This is a genomic window from Pseudomonas sp. RA_35y_Pfl2_P32, assembly GCF_963970735.1.
Lineage (GTDB): Bacteria > Pseudomonadota > Gammaproteobacteria > Pseudomonadales > Pseudomonadaceae > Aquipseudomonas.
Genome location: NZ_CAXAQF010000012.1, coordinates 1 through 19728 on the forward strand (window position 1 = coordinate 1; position 19728 = coordinate 19728).

The 19728-nt window shown below is 64.9% G+C and carries 20 protein-coding genes; 3 read left to right on the plus strand and 17 right to left on the minus strand.

Annotated elements, in window-relative coordinates; genetic code table 11:
* Positions 1 to 255: 255 nt before the first annotated feature.
* Complete coding sequence (gene hemE / locus AACY45_RS13505; RefSeq protein WP_339545944.1) at positions 256 to 1323, plus strand: uroporphyrinogen decarboxylase; 1068 nt, start codon at positions 256 to 258, stop codon at positions 1321 to 1323.
* Between the two features lie 118 nt (positions 1324 to 1441).
* Entirely contained in the window at positions 1442 to 1789 is a 348-nt protein-coding gene (locus AACY45_RS13510) for a YgiW/YdeI family stress tolerance OB fold protein (protein WP_339545945.1), read from the plus strand.
* Positions 1790 to 1833: 44 nt separating this feature from the next.
* Here the strand turns inward: AACY45_RS13510 and AACY45_RS13515 are convergent, their stop codons facing one another.
* Positions 1834 to 3111, minus strand: a complete 1278-nt coding sequence (locus AACY45_RS13515; RefSeq protein WP_339545946.1) for an MFS transporter — start codon at positions 3109 to 3111, stop codon at positions 1834 to 1836.
* 119 nt (positions 3112 to 3230) lie between these two features.
* On the opposite strand from AACY45_RS13515, the gene AACY45_RS13520 reads away from it, so the two are divergent.
* Positions 3231 to 4130 (plus strand): LysR family transcriptional regulator, encoded by a 900-nt coding sequence (locus AACY45_RS13520; protein ID WP_339545947.1) that lies wholly within the window; start codon positions 3231 to 3233, stop codon positions 4128 to 4130.
* A 9-nt stretch (positions 4131 to 4139) separates the two neighbouring features.
* Here the strand turns inward: AACY45_RS13520 and AACY45_RS13525 are convergent, their stop codons facing one another.
* Genes AACY45_RS13525 through AACY45_RS13600 form a run of 16 tightly spaced genes read right to left on the minus strand, consistent with a single transcriptional unit; the run spans position 4140 to position 19727 of the window.
* A complete protein-coding gene (locus AACY45_RS13525; RefSeq protein WP_339545948.1) occupies positions 4140 to 5366 on the minus strand; it encodes a beta-ketoacyl-ACP synthase in 1227 nt (408 codons plus the stop codon).
* Positions 5366 to 6094: a 3-oxoacyl-ACP reductase FabG gene (fabG, locus tag AACY45_RS13530; protein ID WP_339545949.1), complete on the minus strand. Its 729-nt coding sequence runs from the start codon at positions 6092 to 6094 to the stop codon at positions 5366 to 5368. Before fabG ends, AACY45_RS13525 begins: the two co-directional genes overlap by 1 nt.
* Positions 6087 to 6551 (minus strand): hotdog family protein, encoded by a 465-nt coding sequence (locus tag AACY45_RS13535; protein WP_339545950.1) that lies wholly within the window; start codon positions 6549 to 6551, stop codon positions 6087 to 6089. Before AACY45_RS13535 ends, fabG begins: the two co-directional genes overlap by 8 nt.
* A complete protein-coding gene (locus AACY45_RS13540; RefSeq protein ID WP_339545951.1) occupies positions 6548 to 7744 on the minus strand; it encodes a beta-ketoacyl-[acyl-carrier-protein] synthase family protein in 1197 nt (398 codons plus the stop codon). The genes AACY45_RS13535 and AACY45_RS13540 overlap by 4 nt, the downstream gene beginning before the upstream one ends.
* On the minus strand, positions 7741 to 8241 hold the full coding sequence (locus AACY45_RS13545) for a hypothetical protein (RefSeq protein WP_339545952.1): 501 nt from the start codon (positions 8239 to 8241) through the stop codon (positions 7741 to 7743). Before AACY45_RS13545 ends, AACY45_RS13540 begins: the two co-directional genes overlap by 4 nt.
* Positions 8238 to 9485 (minus strand): NAD(P)/FAD-dependent oxidoreductase, encoded by a 1248-nt coding sequence (locus AACY45_RS13550; RefSeq protein ID WP_339545953.1) that lies wholly within the window; start codon positions 9483 to 9485, stop codon positions 8238 to 8240. The genes AACY45_RS13545 and AACY45_RS13550 overlap by 4 nt, the downstream gene beginning before the upstream one ends.
* Entirely contained in the window at positions 9472 to 10632 is a 1161-nt protein-coding gene (locus AACY45_RS13555) for a sodium:proton antiporter (RefSeq protein WP_339545955.1), read from the minus strand. The genes AACY45_RS13550 and AACY45_RS13555 overlap by 14 nt, the downstream gene beginning before the upstream one ends.
* Complete coding sequence (locus tag AACY45_RS13560) at positions 10626 to 12968, minus strand: MMPL family transporter (protein WP_339545956.1); 2343 nt, start codon at positions 12966 to 12968, stop codon at positions 10626 to 10628. The genes AACY45_RS13555 and AACY45_RS13560 overlap by 7 nt, the downstream gene beginning before the upstream one ends.
* Positions 12952 to 13638, minus strand: coding sequence for an outer membrane lipoprotein carrier protein LolA (locus AACY45_RS13565; RefSeq protein WP_339546091.1), 687 nt, complete (start codon positions 13636 to 13638; stop codon positions 12952 to 12954). The genes AACY45_RS13560 and AACY45_RS13565 overlap by 17 nt, the downstream gene beginning before the upstream one ends.
* Positions 13638 to 14063 (minus strand): acyl-CoA thioesterase, encoded by a 426-nt coding sequence (locus AACY45_RS13570; protein WP_339545957.1) that lies wholly within the window; start codon positions 14061 to 14063, stop codon positions 13638 to 13640. The genes AACY45_RS13565 and AACY45_RS13570 overlap by 1 nt, the downstream gene beginning before the upstream one ends.
* A complete protein-coding gene (locus AACY45_RS13575) occupies positions 14056 to 15600 on the minus strand; it encodes an HAL/PAL/TAL family ammonia-lyase (RefSeq protein WP_339545958.1) in 1545 nt (514 codons plus the stop codon). The genes AACY45_RS13570 and AACY45_RS13575 overlap by 8 nt, the downstream gene beginning before the upstream one ends.
* Positions 15581 to 16528 (minus strand): LpxL/LpxP family acyltransferase, encoded by a 948-nt coding sequence (locus AACY45_RS13580; RefSeq protein WP_339545959.1) that lies wholly within the window; start codon positions 16526 to 16528, stop codon positions 15581 to 15583. The genes AACY45_RS13575 and AACY45_RS13580 overlap by 20 nt, the downstream gene beginning before the upstream one ends.
* Positions 16525 to 17259 (minus strand): glycosyltransferase family 2 protein, encoded by a 735-nt coding sequence (locus tag AACY45_RS13585; protein WP_339545960.1) that lies wholly within the window; start codon positions 17257 to 17259, stop codon positions 16525 to 16527. Before AACY45_RS13585 ends, AACY45_RS13580 begins: the two co-directional genes overlap by 4 nt.
* Positions 17252 to 18934 (minus strand): AMP-binding protein, encoded by a 1683-nt coding sequence (locus AACY45_RS13590; RefSeq protein ID WP_339545961.1) that lies wholly within the window; start codon positions 18932 to 18934, stop codon positions 17252 to 17254. The genes AACY45_RS13585 and AACY45_RS13590 overlap by 8 nt, the downstream gene beginning before the upstream one ends.
* A complete protein-coding gene (locus AACY45_RS13595; RefSeq protein ID WP_339545962.1) occupies positions 18931 to 19476 on the minus strand; it encodes a hypothetical protein in 546 nt (181 codons plus the stop codon). Before AACY45_RS13595 ends, AACY45_RS13590 begins: the two co-directional genes overlap by 4 nt.
* Complete coding sequence (locus AACY45_RS13600; protein WP_007947135.1) at positions 19473 to 19727, minus strand: acyl carrier protein; 255 nt, start codon at positions 19725 to 19727, stop codon at positions 19473 to 19475. The genes AACY45_RS13595 and AACY45_RS13600 overlap by 4 nt, the downstream gene beginning before the upstream one ends.
* Position 19728: the final 1 nt, after the last annotated feature.

Sequence of the window (19728 nt, forward strand, 5' to 3'; positions counted from 1 at the left end):
AAGGAGTTTTTACCCAGGTCGATGGCGGCGATAGCTACGTTGTTCATGAGAATGGTCTCCGATGGGCCCCTTGCGAAAGCTTAGTGAGCTATCGCAAGGGGCGGTGGGGGTAACCATTTCATTAGTGTTTTGTGCTGCTGCAAAGCCTGCATTTCAGCGCGACAAATTGACCCGATAGACAAAAGGCTGACCTGCATCCGTGCCTTTTGTGTCCGGCTCTGAGAAAATGCCCGCACTTTTTTTCCGGATGCCGACATGACTGCCCTGAAGAACGACCGTTTCCTTCGCGCCCTGCTCAAGCAACCCGTAGACGTCACGCCCGTGTGGATGATGCGTCAGGCCGGTCGCTACCTGCCTGAATACCGCGCCAGCCGCGCCAAGGCCGGCGACTTCATGAGCCTGTGCATGAACCCGGAGTTCGCTTGCGAAGTCACGATGCAGCCGCTCGACCGCTATCCGCAACTGGACGCGGCGATCCTGTTTTCCGACATCCTGACCATCCCCGATGCCATGGGCCAAGGCCTGTACTTCGAAACCGGCGAAGGTCCGCGCTTCAAGAAAGTCGTCAGCACCCTGGCCGACATCGAAGCCCTGCCGATTCCTGATCCGCACAAAGACCTCGGCTACGTGATGGACGCGGTCAGCACCATCCGTCGCGAGCTCAACGGCCGCGTGCCGTTGATCGGCTTTGCCGGCAGCCCATGGACCCTGGCGACCTACATGGTTGAAGGCGGCTCGTCGAAAGACTACCGCAAGACTAAAACCATGCTCTATGACAACCCGCAAGCCCTGCACCTGCTGCTGGACAAGCTCGCGCAGACGGTCACCAGCTACCTCAACGGCCAGATCATGGCCGGTGCGCAAGCGGTGCAGATCTTCGACAGCTGGGGCGGCGCCCTCTCGGCGGCGGCGTACCAGGAATTCTCCCTGGCCTACATGCGCAAGATCGTCAGCGGCCTGATCCGTGAGCACGAAGGCCGTAAAGTGCCGGTGATCCTGTTCACCAAGAGCGGCGGCCTGTGGCTGGAAAGCATCGCCGACACGGGCGCTGATGCCTTGGGCCTGGACTGGACCTGCGACATCGGCAGCGCCCGTGACCGCGTCGGCAGCAAGGTGGCCCTGCAAGGCAACATGGACCCGACCGTCCTGTACGCCAAGCCTGAAGCCATTCGCAGCGAAGTCGGGCGGATCCTCGCCAGCTACGGCAAAGGCAGCGGCCACGTGTTCAACCTCGGCCACGGCATCACCCCGGAAGTCGATCCGGAACACGCCGGTGCCTTCCTGCGTGCGGTGCACGAGTTGTCGGCGCAGTATCACGAGTGATCGTGACCCGATAAAAAACGCCCGGCGCTTGCCGGGCATTTTTTTGCGCGCAGATTAAGTTTTAATTCAGCGAGCCTGTTTACGCTGGGTCCATCGAAATCCAGATGGAGTCATCACCATGAAAGCACGCTACCTCGCTCTGCTCGTTGCCCCCCTGTTCAGCACCGCGGTCCTGGCTGCCGGTTACACCGGGCCGGGCGCCGAGCCCGTCACCACGGTGGCCGCCGCCAACGAAGCGGCGGACGACACACCTGTCGTCCTGCAGGGCTTTGTGATGAAGAAGCTGAACAACGACGACAAGTACGAGTTCAAGGATTCCAGCGGTACCGTCACCGTTGAAATCGATGATGAAGATCTACCGGCTGTGGCCTTCAACGACAAAACCAAGGTCAAGCTGACCGGTGAAGTGGAAAAGGGCCTGATCAAGCGTGAGATCGATGTCGACCTGGTGGAAATCCTCAACTAAGACCGTGTTTCTCCCCAAGGGCCGCCATGCGGCCCTTTTTTGCGTCAGGGTTTGGCGCTCTCGGCCAGGGTCGGCAACTTCGCCAGCTTCAACGCTACCAGCAGCGCAATCAACAGCAGGCCGCCGATGAACAGGCCGATGCCGTTCCAGCCGGCCATGTGCCAGAACACGCCGCCAGCGGTGCCGGCGATGCTCGAGCCAGCGTAGTAGCTGAACAGGTACAGCGACGATGCCTGGCCCTTGGCCTTGGTGGCGCGGCGGCCGATCCAACTGCTGGCCACCGAATGCGCGGCGAAGAAGCCAAAGGTGAAGATCAGCATGCCGATGATCACCAGCGGCAAGGGACTGAGCATGGTCACGGCCAGACCGCCAAGCATCAGCACGATGGTGCCCCAGAGCACCTTGCGCCGGCCCAGGCGGTCGGCCAGGGAGCCAATCTTCGCCGAACTGTAGATACCCGACAGGTACACCACCGACAGCAGGCCGACCAAGGCCTGGTCCATGTGGTACGGCGCGGCCAGCAGGCGATAGCCGATGTAGTTGAACAGCGTGACGAAGGCGCCCATCAGCACAAAGGCTTCGAGGAACAGCAGCGGCAGGCCGGCATCGCGAAAATGCAGCATGAAGCCATCGAGCAGGCTGCGCGGGTGCAGCGAGCGTGCGCGGAAGTTGCGCGATTCGGGGAGGATCTTCCAGAACACCGCCGCGGCGATCAGCGCCAGCCCGCCAATCACCAGCATTGCCGTGTGCCAGCTGACGAAGTCGATCAGCACCCCGACAATCAGCCGGCCGCACATGCCGCCAATGGCGTTGCCGCCGATGTACAGGCCCATCGCCAGGCCGATGTGCTGGGGATGGATCTCTTCACTGAGGTAGGTCATGGCCACCGCCGCCAGGCCGCTGAGGGCCAGGCCGGTCAGCGCGCGCATCAGCAGGATGCCTTCCCAGGTCGGCATCATGGCACTGCCCAGGGTGCACAGCGCGGCGGCGAACAGCGCCGCGACCATCACCGGTTTACGGCCGATGCGGTCGGAAAGGGGACCGGTGATCAACAGGCCGATGGCGAGCATGCCGGTGGACACCGAGAGGATCAGGCTGCTCTGCGCGGCATTGATCGAGAACTCTTGGGAGAACAGCGGCATCATCGGCTGCACGCAGTACAGCAGGGCAAAGGTGGCGAAGCCGCCGCTGAACAGTGCCAGCACCGTGCGCAGGAACATCGGCGTACCTTTTTCGATGTACACCTCCTGCAGTTGGGCCCCCCCACTATCCTGTGCGGCAGGCGGAAGATCATGGACGAGTGGCGCAACAGCAGTTTTCACGGGGGACCTCAGGAGTGCACGGCCGGGCAGGCAATGAAAAAAGCATATAGCCGGCTAATGTTTCTATCCAATATATTGTTCGACCTGTTTAAGAGGTTTTACGACCTAATGGAGTTTTCATGGAATTGCGCCACCTGCGCTACTTCATCGCCGTCGCCGAAGAACTGCATTTCGGCCGCGCGGCACAGGTGTTGGGCATCTCCCAGCCGCCGCTGAGCCAGCAGATCCAGGTGCTGGAACAGGAAGTCGGGGCGCGCCTGTTCGAGCGTACCAATCGTCGGGTCGAGCTCAGTGAGGCCGGCCGCCTGTTTCTCGAAGAGGCTCGCCTGGTGCTGGCCCAGGTCGACAAGGCGGCGGATGTGGCGCGTCGGGCCCAGCTCGGCGAACTGGGCGAACTGAAGATCGGTTTCACCTCATCGGCACCGTTCAACTCCACCATTCCCCAAGCCATTTTTGCCTTTCGCCAGCGCTTCCCGGCCGTGCACCTGAACCTGCGGGAAATGAGCAGCACCCAGGTCGCCGATGCCCTGGTGGACGAATCGATCCAGGTCGGCATCATGCGGCCTTTGCCGCTGCCGGACTCGCTGGACGTGGTCGAACTGACCCGCGAGCCGCTGGTGGCGGTGCTCAGCGCCAAGGACCCGCTGTCGGTGGGCAGTGAGGACGGCCTGTTTCTGTCAGCGCTGGCCCATGAGCCGTTCGTGTTCTTTCCGCGCAGCTATGGCAGCGGCCTGTACGCCCAGTTGTTGAGCCTGGCGCGCGACGCCGGATTCAGCCCACATTTTGCCCAGGAAGCCGGCGAGGCCATGACCATCATCGGCCTCGTGGCGGCGGGGCTGGGCGTCTCGGTATTGCCGGCGTCCTACCAGCGGATGCGCATCGACGGCGTGGTCTACCGTCCGCTGCTCGATCCGCTGGCCATGTCGGCGGTGTGGCTGGTCCAGCGCAAAGACCAGAAGTCGCCGATGGCCAAGGCGTTTGTCGACCTCCTCACCCTCAAGACCGACCCCATACTCTAGGCGCAGTACCTAGGCCCAGCGCTTGAATATCAACGAAGTGTTTACCCCACCAAAGGCAAAGTTGTTGTTCATCACGTACTGATTGCACATCTGCCGGAACTCGCCACGCAGGTAGTCCAGCGCGCCGCACTGGGGGTCGACGTGGTCGAGGTTGAAGGTGTGGGCGTATTCGTCGCTGTTGAGCATTTCGATGCTGAACCAGGACTCCAGGGCACCGCAGGCGCCCAGGGTGTGGCCCAGGAAGCTCTTTTGCGAGCTGATGGGCATGCGGCTGCCAAACAGGCTGCTGGTGGCCAGGGTTTCGGCGATGTCGCCCTGTTCGGTCGCGGTGCCGTGGCCGTTGACGTAGCCGATGGCTGAAGGCTCCAGGCCGGCGTCTTCCAGCGCCAGCTCCATCGCCCGGCGCATGGTGCTCTGTTCCGGACGGGTGGTGTGCTGACCGTCGGCGTTGCTGCCAAAACCGACGACTTCAGCGTGGATATGCGCACCACGGGCCAAGGCATGCTCGAGCTCTTCGAGTACCAGCATGCCACCGCCCTCACCGATCACCAGGCCGTCGCGCGCAGTGTCGTAAGGCCGTGGGCTGGATTGCGGGGCATCGTTTTTCAGGCTGGTGGCGTAGAGCGCGTCGAACACCATGGCCTCGGTCGGGCACAGCTCTTCGGCACCGCCAGCGAGCATCAACGGCAAGCGTCCGAACTTGATCGCCTCATAGGCGTAGCCGATGCCCTGGCTACCGCTTGTGCAGGCGCTCGAGGTGGGAATCAGGCGTCCGGTAAGGCCGAAAAAGATGCTGATATTGGCCGCCGTGGTGTGGGGCATCATGCGCACGTAGGAGTTGGCGTTGAGCCCTTCGGCCACCGAGTTGAGCAGCATGTTGCCGAAGGCCTTGATCTCGTCGGTGCTGCCGGTGGATGAGCCGCAGGCCACGCCCATGCGCCCGTCCTTGATTGACTCGTCACCCAGCAGGCCGGCATCGGCCAGGGCCCGCTCGGCCGCGCCGACCGCCAGCCGGGACACCCGCCCCATGCTGCGCAGCTGTTTGCGGGTCCAGTGGGCCGGCACCTTGAAGTCATCGATGGGGCCGGCCAGCCGGGTGTTCAGCTCCGTGAACCGATCCCACTCGTGCATGCGCCGGATGCCGCTGTGGTTGGCCTTGAAGTGCCCGGCGATGGTTGCCCAGTCGTTACCCAGGGAGGTGATGCCGGCCATGCCGGTGACAACGACGCGCTTCATCAACACAGGCCTCCATTGACGGCCAGTACCTGGCGGGTGATGTACGCGGCTTCCGCCGACATCAGGAAATTCACCGCGCCAGCCACCTCTTGCGGGGTGCCCAGGCGTTGTGCGGGGATCATTTTCATCAGTTCTTCCACCGGCACGTGGTCATCGAGCATGGCGGTGTCGATCAGGCCGGGTGCGACACAGTTGACGGTGATTTTGCGCTTGCCCAGCTCAATCGCCAATGCCTTTGCCGCACCGATCAGGCCGGCCTTGGACGCACTGTAGTTGACCTGCCCGCGATTGCCGATCAGGCCCGACACCGAGGTGATGCAGACAATCCGGCCGGCGGCGCGGCGGCGGATCATCGGCATCATCACCGGGTGCAGCACGTTGTAGAAGCCGTCGAGGTTGGTGCGCATGACCTGGTCCCAATCCTCTTCGCTCAGGGCGGGAAATGCACCGTCGCGGGTCAGGCCGGCGTTGAGCACCACGCCGTAATAGGCGCCATGGGCCTCGACATCGGCCTCCAGCACGGCTTTGCAACGGGCGCGGTCGGCGACATCGAATTGCAGGACCCGGGCGAGCCGGCCCAGGGCCTCGATCTCGGCCTGGACCGCGTCGGCCTCGGCCCGGCCGCTGCGGCAGTGGACCACGATGTCATGCCCGGCCTGGGCCAGGCGCAAAGCAATGGCACGGCCGATGCCACGGCTGGAGCCGGTGACCAGTACGAATTCAGTCATCACTGGACTCCTTGGATTGATCGAGATATTGAGCTGCCTTGGGCGGGCGGAACACGTTCAGGCGAGCGCTGGCGTGAATGCCCGCGCCATGGATATGGCATTCGAACACGCCCATGCCGTTGTCGTCTTCCAGGGAGCGGATCCCGTGGATGGTCAGCTCGGCGCCGGCCGGGAAGTGCTCCACGTTGCATTCGAACTTGCGGGTGCCGAGCAGGAACCCCAGCTCCACAGCATTGCCGCGGCGTCGGGCATGGCAACCGGCAAAGGCGGCAACGCTCTGGGCCATCAATTCGATGCCGACCCAGGCCGGCAGGCTGCCGTCCGGGTGGTTGAACAGGCCGTCGGGCTTGACCGTCAGTTGGGTGTGAATCTGTTCTTCGTCGAACCCCAGGACCCGGTCGATGAGGATCATGTCGCCAGCGTGGGGCAGCAGTTCGGCGAGCGGCCAGTCAATCATGGTGCGTCTCCGATAATCAGGCTGACATTATTGCCACCGAAGGCGAAGGAATTGCTCATCAGGTAGCGCGGACCAATGGACGCCAGGCGATCGGCCGGGGTCACCCACTGCAGCGCGGGCAGCCCTGGGTCCGGCTGGCCGTCCCAGAGGTGGGGAGGCAGGGCGTGGGCGGGGTTGTCCGCGCCCAGGCTCAACCAGCAGAACGCCGCTTCCAGGGCCCCGGCGGCACCCAGGGTGTGGCCGGTCAGGGGTTTGGTCGAGGAGCACGGCACGCCGGCCGGGAACAGGCTGGCCACGGCCTGGCTTTCCATCGCGTCGTTGTGCTGGGTGGCGGTGCCGTGCAGGTTCAGGTAGCTGATCTGCCCGGGTTGCAGGCCGGCACGGGCGAGGGCCTTGTGCATCGCTTGCCGGGCGCCGCGACCGGAGGGCTCGGGGGCGGAAATATGGTGGGCATCGGAACTGGCGCCGCTGCCGAGCAGGGCCAGCGTCGGTTGGTCGTTGGCACAACGGGTCATCAGGAACAGCACCGCCGCCTCGCCGATGTTGATGCCATTGCGGTTCACGGAAAATGGATTGCAGCGTTGCTCGGACACCGCTTCCAGGGCCGAAAAACCGTTGAGCGTCAGCTTGCACAGGCTGTCGACGCCACCGCACAGCACCGCGTCGCACAACCCTAGGTCGAGCAGGCGCTGGGCGCTCATCAGGGCGCGGGCACTGGAGGTGCAGGCGGTGGAAATCACATAAGCCGGACCGCTGAGGTGTAGCCAGTCGGCGAGAAAGTCCGCCGGGGCGCCCAGTTCCTGCTGCCGATAGTCATATTCCGCGGGGAACTGCTGGTCTCGCAGATAGGTGGCCAGGCCCTGGCTGGCTTCGTCGATCCCCGAGGTGCTGGTGCCCAGCACCACAGCGATACGCTGCGCTCCGTAGCGCAGGAGCGCCTGGTCGATGTCGGCGCGGATCTGCAGGGCCGCTTCCAGCAACAACTGGTTGTTGCGACTGGCGTGCTGGCGCAGATGGCCGGGAATCGCTGCCAGTTCGCCCTGGACCGCCGCCACCGGCAGGGCGCGTTGTGGCACCCAGCCCGACTCGACCCGCATCCCCGAGCCGTCCCCGGCGAACAGATTGCGCGCGACCTCCTGCTGGCCGCGGCCGAGGCTGCAGACCAGCCCGAGGGCGTTGAGGTAGGCGGTCATGGGGTGTCCCCGCGAAGTGGCGTGACCTGATAGGTCGGACCCTGGGGCAGGCTGAGCTGAAAGTTCAGGGGCTGGGCATAACGTACGTCCCAGTGCGTGGGCAGCGAGCGTTGCGCGCCATGCTGCCAGGCGCTGGGGTAGTTGGCCTGCAACTGGTCGGGCGGCGTCAGGGCAAACAGTATTGCAGCGAACAGTTCCCGGGCCTGTGGGTTGGGCGGCAGCAGGCCGTCCGCCTGCCACTGGCCATCCACCAGTTTCTGGCGCGCCTGGGGAATACCCAGCAAGTCCATCATCGACCAGCGAATCCCGGGTTCTTCACGCTGGATCACCAGCACCCAGTCCTGGCGTTGCTGGTCCTGGGATTGTTGCACGTGCAGTTGCAGCGGCAGCGCCAACACCGGTTGCCCTGCGGGCAGGGGGGGCTGGCCGGCGCATGCACTGAGCAGCAAGGCAGCGCCCAGCAGCATCAGGCGCGCGATACGATCACGCTGGCTCATGTGGCATCCCGGGCACAGAGCTGCGAGATCATGTTCAGCCGGCGCCGGGACTCGCTGACAAACGGATTGCGTTCGTCCCAGGCGTAGCCGGCGAGGATCGCGCTGATCATGCGGCGGATCTCCGCGGTGCCGCCCTGGTGGTAGATCACATCCTGGAAGGTGCCGTCGTACCAGCCTTCGACATAGCAACGGAAGGTGTCGACCCCGCGCTTGAGGGGCTCGGCGAACTCGCGCTGCCAATCGACGCGGTGCCCTTGCAGTTGGCGATCCAGGACGGCGGCGGCCATGCTCGCCGAGCGCATGGCGATGGTCACGCCGGAGGAAAACACCGGGTCGAGAAACTCCGCGGCGTTGCCCAGCAAGGCAAACCCCGGCCCGTGCAGGGTCTTGACGTTGGCCGAGTAGCCGCCGATGGTCCTGGCCTCGGTGTCCCACACGGCGTTTTCCAGGACCCCGGCCAGGCTCGGTGTTTCGGCGATAAAGCCGCGCAGACAAGCATCCAGATCGGCGCTGCGCCCGGCGAAATGCTCGGCGGCCGCGACCACGCCCACCGAGCAGCGGCCGTTGCTGAACGGGATGGTCCAGAACCAGATGTCGCGTTGGGTCGGGTGGGTGGTGATGAGGATTTTTTCGCGCTCGAACGCCGGGCTGTCGATCCGGTCCTGCACGTGGGTGAACACCGCCTGGCGCAGCGGAAAATTCGACGCCACTTCGAGGTCGAGCAAGCGCGGCAGGACGCGGCCGTAGCCACTGGCGTCGAGAATGAAGGCGGCTTGCACCGGGTACTGGCTGCCGTCCTCGCGCTGCACCAGCAGGTGCGGTTGCGGGCGCTCGACATCGACGCTGACGATGGCCTCGCCGTAGCGGATTTCCACCCCCTGCAAGGCGGCCTGGTCGGCCAGCAGCTTGTCGAAATCGGCGCGCTGCACTTGAAAGGTGGTCGGTTTGCCGGCGCTGAAGGTGTCGCCAAAGTCGAAGGCGCTGTAGTGCTCGCCCCAGGCGAAGGCGGCACCGTTCTTCAACTGGAACCCGGCGGCGTTGACGGCGTCGAGCATGCCGGCTTCCTCGACGAAGTCCAGGCAGTGACACAGCAGGCTCTCGCCGATGGAAAAGCGCGGGAAATGCTGGCGTTCGATGACCAGCACATCGTGGCCCTTGCGCTTGAGCAACGCGGCGGCAATTGCCCCCGAGGGGCCGGCACCGATGATCACTACCTGACGCTGTTCGATTTCAACGGTTGGCACGTGGACTCCTTGCCGTAGCGGCGCTGTTTCCGGGTGCGCGGTGCATGCCGAGCAAGGCCGGCAGCAGCGTCGCGACGAGCCCCATCAGCATCAGCGCGAAGTACAGCGCGCCACTGATGAGCTGTTGTTGCAGCAACAGGTTGAGAAAGACGATCTCGCTCAACCCGCGAATATTCAGCAGGACACTCTCGCGCCAGCGACTGGCGCCTTCGAACGAGAGTCCAGCCCAGCCCAGGCCCAGCCAGTTGCCGAGCAACTTGCTGGCGATCGGCAACAGCAGCAGGGCCAGCAACTGATGCCAGCCCAGGCTGTCGAGGGCGCTGTGCACGTCGATCTGCACAATGCCGAAAGTCAGGATCAGCGGGATGGCGACCCAGGTCTGCACCCAGTTCATCCACACCGCCGGCAAGGGCAGTACCAGCGCGACCTTCAAGGCGGCCATCAACAGCAGGTAGCCGATGCCGAGGATCAGCGCATTGAGCCTGTAGTGCTCGGCCGCCACCAGCAACAGGAAAAACCCGGCGCTGTAGATCAGCGGCTGGCGCAGCCCGAGCAAGCGCAGGAGCAGCGGCGTGCATGCACCGGCCAGCGGCAGTAACAGGCTGCTCAGGTGCAGGCTGCCCTGGGCCACGGCGAACAGGGTCCAGCAGGTCAGGTCGATGAGGATTGCCGTTTGCACCAGGCGCCGGGTCGCGGCCGCGGGATAGCCGATGTGGCGCAGGTACAGGTACAACACCGGGATCGCGGTGATGGCGAACAGCAGGCCGACCGCCAGGGAACTGATCCAGGGTTGCGCCGGCAATAGCCAGAAGGCCGTGGCCAGGCCGCAGGCGAAGGGCAGGCAAAAACTCGGCAGGGCGATCTTCAGGCTCTGGCGGTCCAGGCGCAGGTCGATCACGTCGCTGAGGATATGCCCCAGCAGCAAGGCAAAACCCAGGCTGTAGAGGTTTTTCAGCCACCCCGGGGCAATCAGTTCGGCGCCCGTGAGCTGCCAGCCCGGCTCGATCCAGAAGTACATCAGCAACGGCAGGCCGAAGGTGGCCAGCAGCAATTGGCTGACAATCGGAATCAGGCCCAGGTGTCGGCCGACGTAGGTGGCCGCGGCGAACAGCGCCAGGGCCAGGAGCCAGAACAGGACAATCAGCATGCTCCCAGCTCCCGGCGTGGCGCGGTGTGGGCCTGGCTTCCCGCCCACGGCGCGAGGATGAAGCTGAACACCAGGCCCAGGCTGACCGCCAGGCCGAAGTTGCTGACCGCCGGGGTGCTGGACACCGCCAGCAGGCCGAACGACAGCCAGGTGGTCAGCGCCGCCAGCAGGGTGCCGAGCAGGCTCACCGCCGCGCCCCCCACCTGTTCGCGCATCAGGATCGCGTAATCGACGCTGATCGCCGTGACCAGCAGCAGGCCGAACAGGCTGAACAGGGTCAGGGGTTGCCCCAGCCAGCCCAGGCTGGCCAGGCTACACAAGGCGGCCAGCAAGGGCAGGAGGACGATGCGCAGGGCACCGCCCAGGCCAAAGGGCAGGATCAGCACCAGCACGATCAACACGCAGGACGCGAGTTTCAATTCGGCGGCGCTGATTTGCGTGGCCGCGAACATCCGGTTCAGGTCGCCGAGGCGGTCCACCAGCACCACACCGGGCAAATCCTGGGTTTGCACCCGCAGCAACGCGGGGTCATTCAAGCCTTGCAGGCTGACCTTGGCCGCCACACCCTCGGCGTTCGGGCCCAGCCAGAGGGCGAGGTAGGGTTCTGCCAGCGGCCCGAGCAAGGCGGCGTCGATATCCTGCACCGGCAGCGCCTGCAACGCCGCCAATTCCGCCTGCAGAGCCTCGTTCGAGACGCCGAGGGCCTGCAGGGGTTGCCAGTGTTGGGGGAGTTTGGCCAATGCTTCGCGTACTTGCTGCTGGATGCTGGGAGCACTGACCAGTTGATCGAGCGCCAGGAAACCTTCGAGTTTGTCCAGGTTGACCAGTTGCTCCAGGCGTTCGCTCAAGGCGCTCTGGCGCTCCAGCAATTGCTCCTGGTTGGCGGCCCGCACCAGGAAAAACTGACTGGTGGGCTGATACCCGGTAATCCGTGCGATGGCCCGCGCTTCTTCGGTGAGCTGCGCGGGCGCTCCGACCCATTGGCGGATGTCGTTGCGACTGTGCAGTTGCAACAGGCCACCGGCACAGAAGGCGAGCAACAGTGCGAGCAATACGGGGGTGCGAAGGTGTTTGAGCAGGGCTTCGCGCAGGCTGAGTAATCCTTCGCAGATCCGCAGCGGCCACTGCGCCGGGTTCAGCTCCAGGCCCTTGAGCAGCGCCGGCAGCAGGCACACCGCCGACAGGTAGGCGCCGAGCAGTCCGGCGGCCGAGAACACGGCGATCTGAGTCAGGGCCGGGAAGGGGGTCCAGGCCAGAGCCAGGTAGCCGATGCAACTGGTGATCAGGCTCAGGGTCAGCCCCGGCAAGGTCAGGCGCAAGGCCGGCCAACTGCGCCAGGGTTTCAGGCTCCAGCTCTTGGACAGGTAATGCAGCGGGTAATCCACCGCCACGCCGATCAGGCTGGAACCCAGGACCAGGGTCATCACGTGCATATGCCCAAACAGCGCGACACAGGCCACCGCGCCAAACAGCATGCCCACCAGCACCGGGACGAACGCCAGCAGCACCCGCCAGCGGCGGAAAGCCAGCAACAGCAGGAGCAGGATCCCCAGGGTGGCACCGCCGCCCACCCAGGTCATTTCCCGGGTCGCTTGCTGTTGACCGGCAGCGGCATACAGCAGGCCGCTGGCCGCGAGCAGTTGCACGTCAGCCTGGGCGGCCTGTTCGCGGCTGCGTTCGAGCAGCCCGGCCACTTGCAGCGGCAGTTGCATGTCGAAGGCATTGCCGGTGGTGCGGGCCCGCAGCAGGACCCAGCTCTTGCCGTCGGCGTCGGCAATCAATGTGCCGCTGCCGATGTCCAGTTGCACCACGCCGCGTTGCGGCTGGCTGTTCTGGATGCGCCCGGTCAGGCCCAGCCAATCGTCCTGGCTGGGCACCAGGCTGAAGCCGCTGAAGGGGTCGAACAGGGCTTGCAGGCGTTGCTGGATAAAGGCGTCGGGCTGGTCCACCAATTGTTGCCGGTCGGTCTTCGCCAGCATCGCCAGGCGACCTTGCAGCAGTTGGTTGCGCAGGGCCGGCAGATCGGCCTGCAAATCCCACTGGACCTTTTCGAACAGGCCGCTGGCCTGCCATTGAGCACCGAGGGCCTGTGCCATGAGGATGGCCTGACTGCGCTGCGAATGGCCGACCAGCACCAACATTTCCCGGTTCAGCGGTTCTTGCATACGCTGTTCGGCGCGCAGTTCCAGCGCGTCAGGGGTGGTGCCGGGTGCCAGCTCCATGAGGTTGGCCGATAAGGGGGCGCCGTCACGCCATTGCCAGGCGCCGAGCGCGAGCACCACCAGCAGCAGGCCCAGGAACAGCCAGGGCAGCCTGCGTTCACTGAGCAAAGTCATGTTGCTCCGCGTCACTGAGTGGTTGCTCGGCCGTGCTGTCCTGCATCCGCAGCAGGGTGCTGTCGCCCTGGGTTTCCAGCAGTTCGATGCGCTGCACCAGTTCGCCGCCGTCGATGTTGATCTGCTGGAACACTTGCTTGAGCAGCAGCGAGCGTGGGGTCAGGGTCAGGTGCCAGCGTTGGGCATCGCCACTGAGCGCCAGGTCGAAATCGCGCTGAAGGCCGCTGCTGTCGCCTTGCAGCACGGCGAGGAATAAACGGTTTTGCTCGGCGCCGGCGCTTTTGCCCGGCAGCATCTGCCAGCCGTTGGCGTCACGCCGGGCGATGCCTTGGGTGGTGATGCGGTAGTCCTGCTGCAGTGGCGTCTTGAGCAACCAGAGCAAGCCGTGATCCCTGGCCAGCACGAAGGTGCCTTGGCTGGTCAACGGTTGGGGCAGGGCGCGCAGGTGTTTCTCCTGAATGAACTGGCCGTGGATCACCGCGGGCTTGGCCAGTTGAGTGCTGAGCTGTTGCAGGTCGAATGCCTGTGCGCTGAAGCTCAGTAATACCCCCATTCCGGTAGGAGCGAGCTTGCTCGCGAAGAACCTGAGGACGCGTCGCAATACCAGGCGTGCAGCGTTATCGTTGACGACCTTCGCGAGCGAGCTCGCTCCTACAGGGGGGGTGTGCATCATTCGAGGGCTCTCGTGACGGCATCGGTGAACACTTTCGGCGAAGCCAACTGCATCTCGCGGCTGGCCAGGTCGACCGCGACCTGCACTGTGCAGGCTCGGGTCAGGCGCTCGCCGCTGGCGAGATCGCTGATCAGGTAGTTGATCTTCAGGCGGTTTTCCCACTCCACCAGGCTGGCCCGCACGTTGAGCGTCTGGCCGAATACCGCGCCGCGCACGTAGCGCAACTGCAGGTCGATCACCGGCCAGGCGTAGCCGGAACTCTGCATGGCGTTGTAGTTGTGGCCCAGACTGTCGAGCAGGGCGCAGCGGGCGATCTCCAGGTACTTCACGTAATGGCCATGCCAGACCACCTGCATGCTGTCGACGTCAAAGAATGGCACGCGGATCTGCGTGTCGTGGTGCAGCACTCCTTTGCTACGCATGCAGCCTCCAGTGTTGTTCGCCGATTCGTTGCAGGCACAGGCGCAATTCGCCTTCCAGGGCGCGGTCTTCGATGACCGGGGCAAAGTCCTTGGCCAGTTCCGCGTGCATGGCCGCCAGTGCCGGCGGCAAGGGCCGGGCATCGGCTGCCTGGCTACGTAGCCATACCCCTTGCTGGGCAGCCAGCAAGGTGGCGGCAGCGACCTGCTCGGTCAGTTCCAGCACGCGGATCGCGTCGCGGGCGGCAATGGTACCCATGCTCACTTTGTCCTGGTTGTGGCATTCGGTGGAGCGTGAGAACACGCTGGCCGGCATGGTGTTTTTCAGCGCTTCGGCGGTCCAGGCACTGGTGCCGATCTGTACCGCCTTGAAGCCATGGTTGAGCATGGCCCGCTCGGCGCTGGCGCCCGACAGGTTGCTCGGCAGGCCATGGTTGTAGCGTTCGTCCACCAGCAAGGCGAGCTGGCGGTCCAGCAGGTCGGCGACGTTGGCCACCAGGTTCTTCAGGCTGTCCATGGCGAAGGCGATATGCCCGCCGTAGAAGTGCCCGCCGTGCAGCACGCGCTCGGCTTCGGCATCGATGATCGGATTGTCGTTGGCGCTGTTGAGTTCAATCTCGATGAATGAGCGCAGCCAGTTCAGGCTGTCCGCCAGCACGCCCAGCACATGGGGCGCGCAGCGCAGGGAGTAACGGTCTTGCAGGCGATGCAGGGGCGCAGTGGGCGCATCGATCGCCAGGTCCTGGCGCAACCAGGCGGCGACCTGCATCTGCCCTGGGTGAGGCTTGGCGGCGAACAGGCGCTCGTCGAAGTGCTCCGGGTTGCCTTGCAGGGCGACCACATTCAGCGCGGTGATGCGCGTGGCCAGGTGCAGCAGGTAGTCGGCGCGGGCGAAGGCCAGGCAGGCCAGGCCGGTCATCACGGCAGTGCCGTTCATCAGCGCCAGGGCTTCCTTGGGACGCAGCACCAGCGGTAACCAGCCGAGTTCGCGGTGGACCTCGGCCGAGGTGCGGCGCTCACCGCGCCACAGCACCTCACGCTCGCCGGACAGGGTCGCGGCCACGTAGGACAGCGGCGTCAGGTCACCGCTGGCGCCCACCGAGCCCTCCTGGGGAATCAGCGGCAGGATGTCCTGGTCGAGAAAGGCCTGCAGGCGTTCCAGCAACTCCACCCGAACCCCGGAGACACCGTGGCACAGCGACTGCAGGCGTGCGGCAAGTACGGCGCGGGTGGCCTGGGCATCTAGCAACTGGCCCAGGCCGCAGCCGTGAAAGGTGTACAGGTGACGGGGCAGGGCCTCGACGTGGTGCAGCGGTACCGCCACCACGCAGGAGTCGCCGTACCCGGTGGTCACGCCGTAGATCACGCCTTCCTTGTCCAGCAACGAATCGAGAAACCGGGCGCCCTTGGCGATGCGCTCGCGGTAGGCGCTGTCGCTTTGCAGCCGCGCGGGGGCCTGGCGGTTGGCCAGGGCCAGCACGTCCTCGATGCGCAAGGGGAGTTCGCCGAAGGTTACCGGCTCAAGCGTGGGCGTCGTCATCGGCTTTCCAGAAAGGGTAAAAGTTGAACCATTGTTGGGGCGCTTGCAGGCAATAGTGACTCAGGCGGTCGGCATACCGGGAAGCCCACTGATGAATGACTTGCTCGCGTTCGCTGCGTTTCCACCGTATCGCCTCGGCGAAGGGTTCGAGGGTCAGTCGGTAGTGGCCCGCGGGTTGTTTCAGGCACAGCAGAAGATTGACTGGGCATTTCAGCAAGCCGGCCAGCAACCACGGGCCTTGCGGGAACGCCGCCGGATGGCCGAGGAAGTCCACGGTCACGCTGCGCCCACCGTGCAGGGGCACGCGATCACCGGCAATCGCCAACCATTCGCCACGCTCCAGGCGCTCATGCAGCTGCAGCATGGTCAGCGGGTCCAGCTCGCTGACCTGGATCAGCCGCAGGTTGGTAGCCCCGGCTTCCCCCAGCAAGCGGTTGAACTGCTCGGCGTGCTTGGTGTGCACCAGCACGTTCATGGTGACCCGCTCGCCGATCTCCGCCAGTGCGCGGCACACCTCGAGATTGCCCAGGTGGGCGCCCACCAGCAGTTGCCCGCGGGTACCGCGCAGTTGATTGCGCAGCAGGGCCGGGTCGTTGATCTCGATCTGCTCGATGCTCAGCTTGCCGTTCCAGACGTCGAGCTTGTCGAGCATCGAGTCGGCAAAGGCCATGAACTGGCCGAACACCCGCCAATGGCTGGGACGCAAGTCGTCGCGACCGCTCCAGTCGGCCAGGCGCTGCTGGTACTGCCAGGCGCTCTGGCGGGCATTGCGGCCAAACAGGAAAAAGTACAGGACGATGCCATACAGCAGCGGGCTCAATGCACGTCGCCCGAGCAAGCGGACAGCGCTGGCGGTGAATTTCATCAGCCAGAAACTGCCGCGCTCTTCGCGGTCCGCCCAGTGCGTGTTATCGGCGTTGCCGCTCATGGGCGCCACCGCCGCCAGAGCAGTGCGGGCGAGCGCAGCAGCATGCCGAAGAACAGCCGGGTGTGCATGCGCGTGATCAGTACGTTGTCGTGGAACAGGCGAAAGTGCGACACGCCGTCCAGCGGGTAGTGCACCCGGGTTTGCAGCCACAGCATGGGCTGGTTGCGCCAGGCCAGGCGCACCAGGATGTCGGAGTCGAAGTCCATGCGCTGGCCGATGTGGGCCGAGTCGATCAGGGCCAGGGTCGGTGGCAGCGGATAAACCCGATAGCCACACATGGAGTCGCGGATCTGCAACGACAGGGTGTTGATCCAGACCATCACGTGCGTCAGGTAGCGGGCGTACAGGCGACTTTTTGGCACGCTGGCGTCGTACAGCGGGTAGCCGCAGACCAGCGCCTCGGGGTGGGCTTTGGAGCAGGCGATAAAGCGTGCGGCGTCCTGCAGGTCGTGCTGGCCGTCGGCGTCCACCTGCAGGGCGTGGCTGAAGCCCAGGCGCGCAGCTTCGCGCAGACCGTGCATCACCGCGCCGCCTTTGCCTTGATTGACGCTCAGGCGCAACACAAACACCTGGTGTCGTTGGCCCAGGGTATCCAGTACTGCGGCGCAGGCCGGGCTGCTGGCATCGTCCACCAGGATGCACGGCAAATCGGCAGCCAGCAGGGCCTCGACCACCCGGGTGATGGCGGTTTCGTGGTTGTAGACCGGGATCACCGCGCAAGGGTTATGCATCAATTGCGGTCTCGAGCAGGATCCGCCCACTGGAGCAGGTGGCGGTGGCATTGCGGTAAGTGAAGTACAGCTTGCCGCGTGTGGCGTCGAAGCGCAGGTGCAACTGGATTTCATCGCCGGGGCGCACCAGTTGCTGGAACTTGAGCACTTCCATGCCGGCGAACTGTGGCGGCAGGTTCATCAACTGCTGGCCCAGTTTCAAGGCCCAGTCCACCTGCACCACGCCCGGCAGCACTGGCGCCAGGGGGAAGTGACCGCTGAAGTAGGCCAGGTCCGGCGGCACGGCCAGTTGCAGGCTCCACTGACCCTCGTCTTCACTCTGCTCCAGCACCTCCGGGGTCTTGGGGCGCGGCGCCAGCAGCAGGGCATCAATGGTTTTCTGTGGGAGTTTGCCCTGGGCATTCATCGGCAGCTGCCGCAACAAGCGCCAGCGGCGGGGCAGTGCCAGGGCTTCGCAATGTTGGTTGAGGTGTTCGCGCAGGGCCTGGGTCAGGTTGCGCCGACCGATGTTGCGCAAGGCATGCAGGCCCGTTTCGCTGAGGACCAGCACCGCACCGAGCGAGGCACGGTTTTCCTGGACCACGCCCAGGCGGGCTTCGGCGACCCAGTCGTGGGTCACCAGGGCCTGTTCGAGCATGGGCAGGGAAATGCGTTTTTCTTCCAGCTTGACGATCCGGTCCAGGCGCCCCAGCAGTTCGAAGCGCCCGTCCGCGCCGATGCGGGCGGCATCGGCAGTGTGTTCGACATGACCGGGCGGCAGGTAGGGCGAGGCGATCAGCAAGGCGCCGTCGCTGTCCTGGTGCAACTGGACGCCGGCAAAGGGCTGCCAGGGTTCGTGCCCCTGACGCCAGGCAATGCCACCGGTTTCCGAGCTGCCGAGGATTTCCGTCGGCCATTGCTGCAGCCGGTCGTGCAGGCGTTGCGCGGCTTCGGCCGGTAGCGCGCCGCCGGAAGAAAACACCCGGCGTACGGCACTCAGCGCCGGCCAGTCGAGGTTGTCGCCCATGCGCTTGAGCAGGGCCGGGCTGGCGACCCAGGCAAAGGCCGGGTGTTCGCGGCTGGCGCGCTGCAGGTCTTCGGGGAATGCCAGTTGCTTGCGCACGAACGGGCGCCCGGCACACAGCGGCCAGAGCACGCGAAACAACAGGCCGTAGATGTGCTGGGTGGCGACGCTGCCAATCAGGCAGGCGTCGCCCAGGTCCGCGCCCCACAGTTGCTCCAGGGCTTGGACTTCGTTGGCCAGTTGGCGCAGGGACTTGTCGATGCGCTTGGGTTCGCCGCTGGAGCCGGAGGTGCACAGGCTCAGTTGGCCGCGATCGAGGTCCAGGGCGGCGGGTGCCAGTGGCGGGTCGCGGAAATCGGCCAGGCAGGCATCATCCGGCTGGTCGCTCAGCCACAGCGTGACTTCGCGGCTCCAGCGTTGACGGGTGTGGGCTTGCAGGTCGGCGGGCAGCAAGACGCTGACCCCGGCACGCCAGGCGCCGAGCAGGGCGATGGCGAGGTCGGCGGCGTCTTCCAGGTGCACGGCGATGTGCTGCACGCCGCGGGCCTGCAGGCCGGCAGCCAAGCTCAGCGCCTGCTCGCACAGGCGCGCATGGTCGAGCGCCGGGCAGGTGGTCACGGCCCGTTGTGTTTGAGTCTTGAGCAACAGGTGCTCAAGTTTTATCCAGTTCATGGGTGGCCTCGTACCCGTTGTCGTATGAGCCACTCGATGGCAAACATTAGACCGATCAAAACGTAGGAAATCAGCCCGGTGTACAGCGCCCACCAACTCAGCGGTGCCCAGAGGGTCAGGGCGGCAGCACACAAGCCGTTGCACAAGAAAAACAGGCACCAGGCAACCGTCACATGGCGGGTATAGCGAATGGCCTTTTGCGGCAACTGCGGCTCGCGCAGGCGTGCCAGGCGCTCGACCATCGACGGGCCGTACTTCAGGCTCGTACCGAACAGCCCCAGCAACAGGCCGCTGATCAGCACCGGGTACCAGCGCAGCAGGTCCGGGCTGTCGAACAACACCAGCAACAGGCAAAACAGCAGGACCGCACTGGCCATCAGCACGTCGCCGGGGCGTCGTTTACCCGTCACGGCCCTGGCCAGCCACAGGCTGCCCAGCAGCAAGGCGAATTGCCATGGGGCGAAGTGCGCCATGCCGTAATACACCGCAAAGGGGTACAGCAGGCCCGTGAGCAACAGGCCAAGGCCGATCACTGGGCTCATGCTGCCGGTTGAACCAGTCGATAGACCGCCTCGACCACATCGCTGACAGTACGCACCGACTTGAACTCTTCGGCGGCGATTTTCTTGCCGGTCTGGCGCTTGATGTGGTCGATCAGGTCGACGGCATCGATGCTGTCGATCTCCAGGTCCTGGTACAGGTTGGATTCAAGACTCACGCGCGCCGGATCCAGCTCAAAGAGTTCGACCAGGGCATCGCGCAAGGTGTTGAAAATATCGTCACGAGTTTGCATG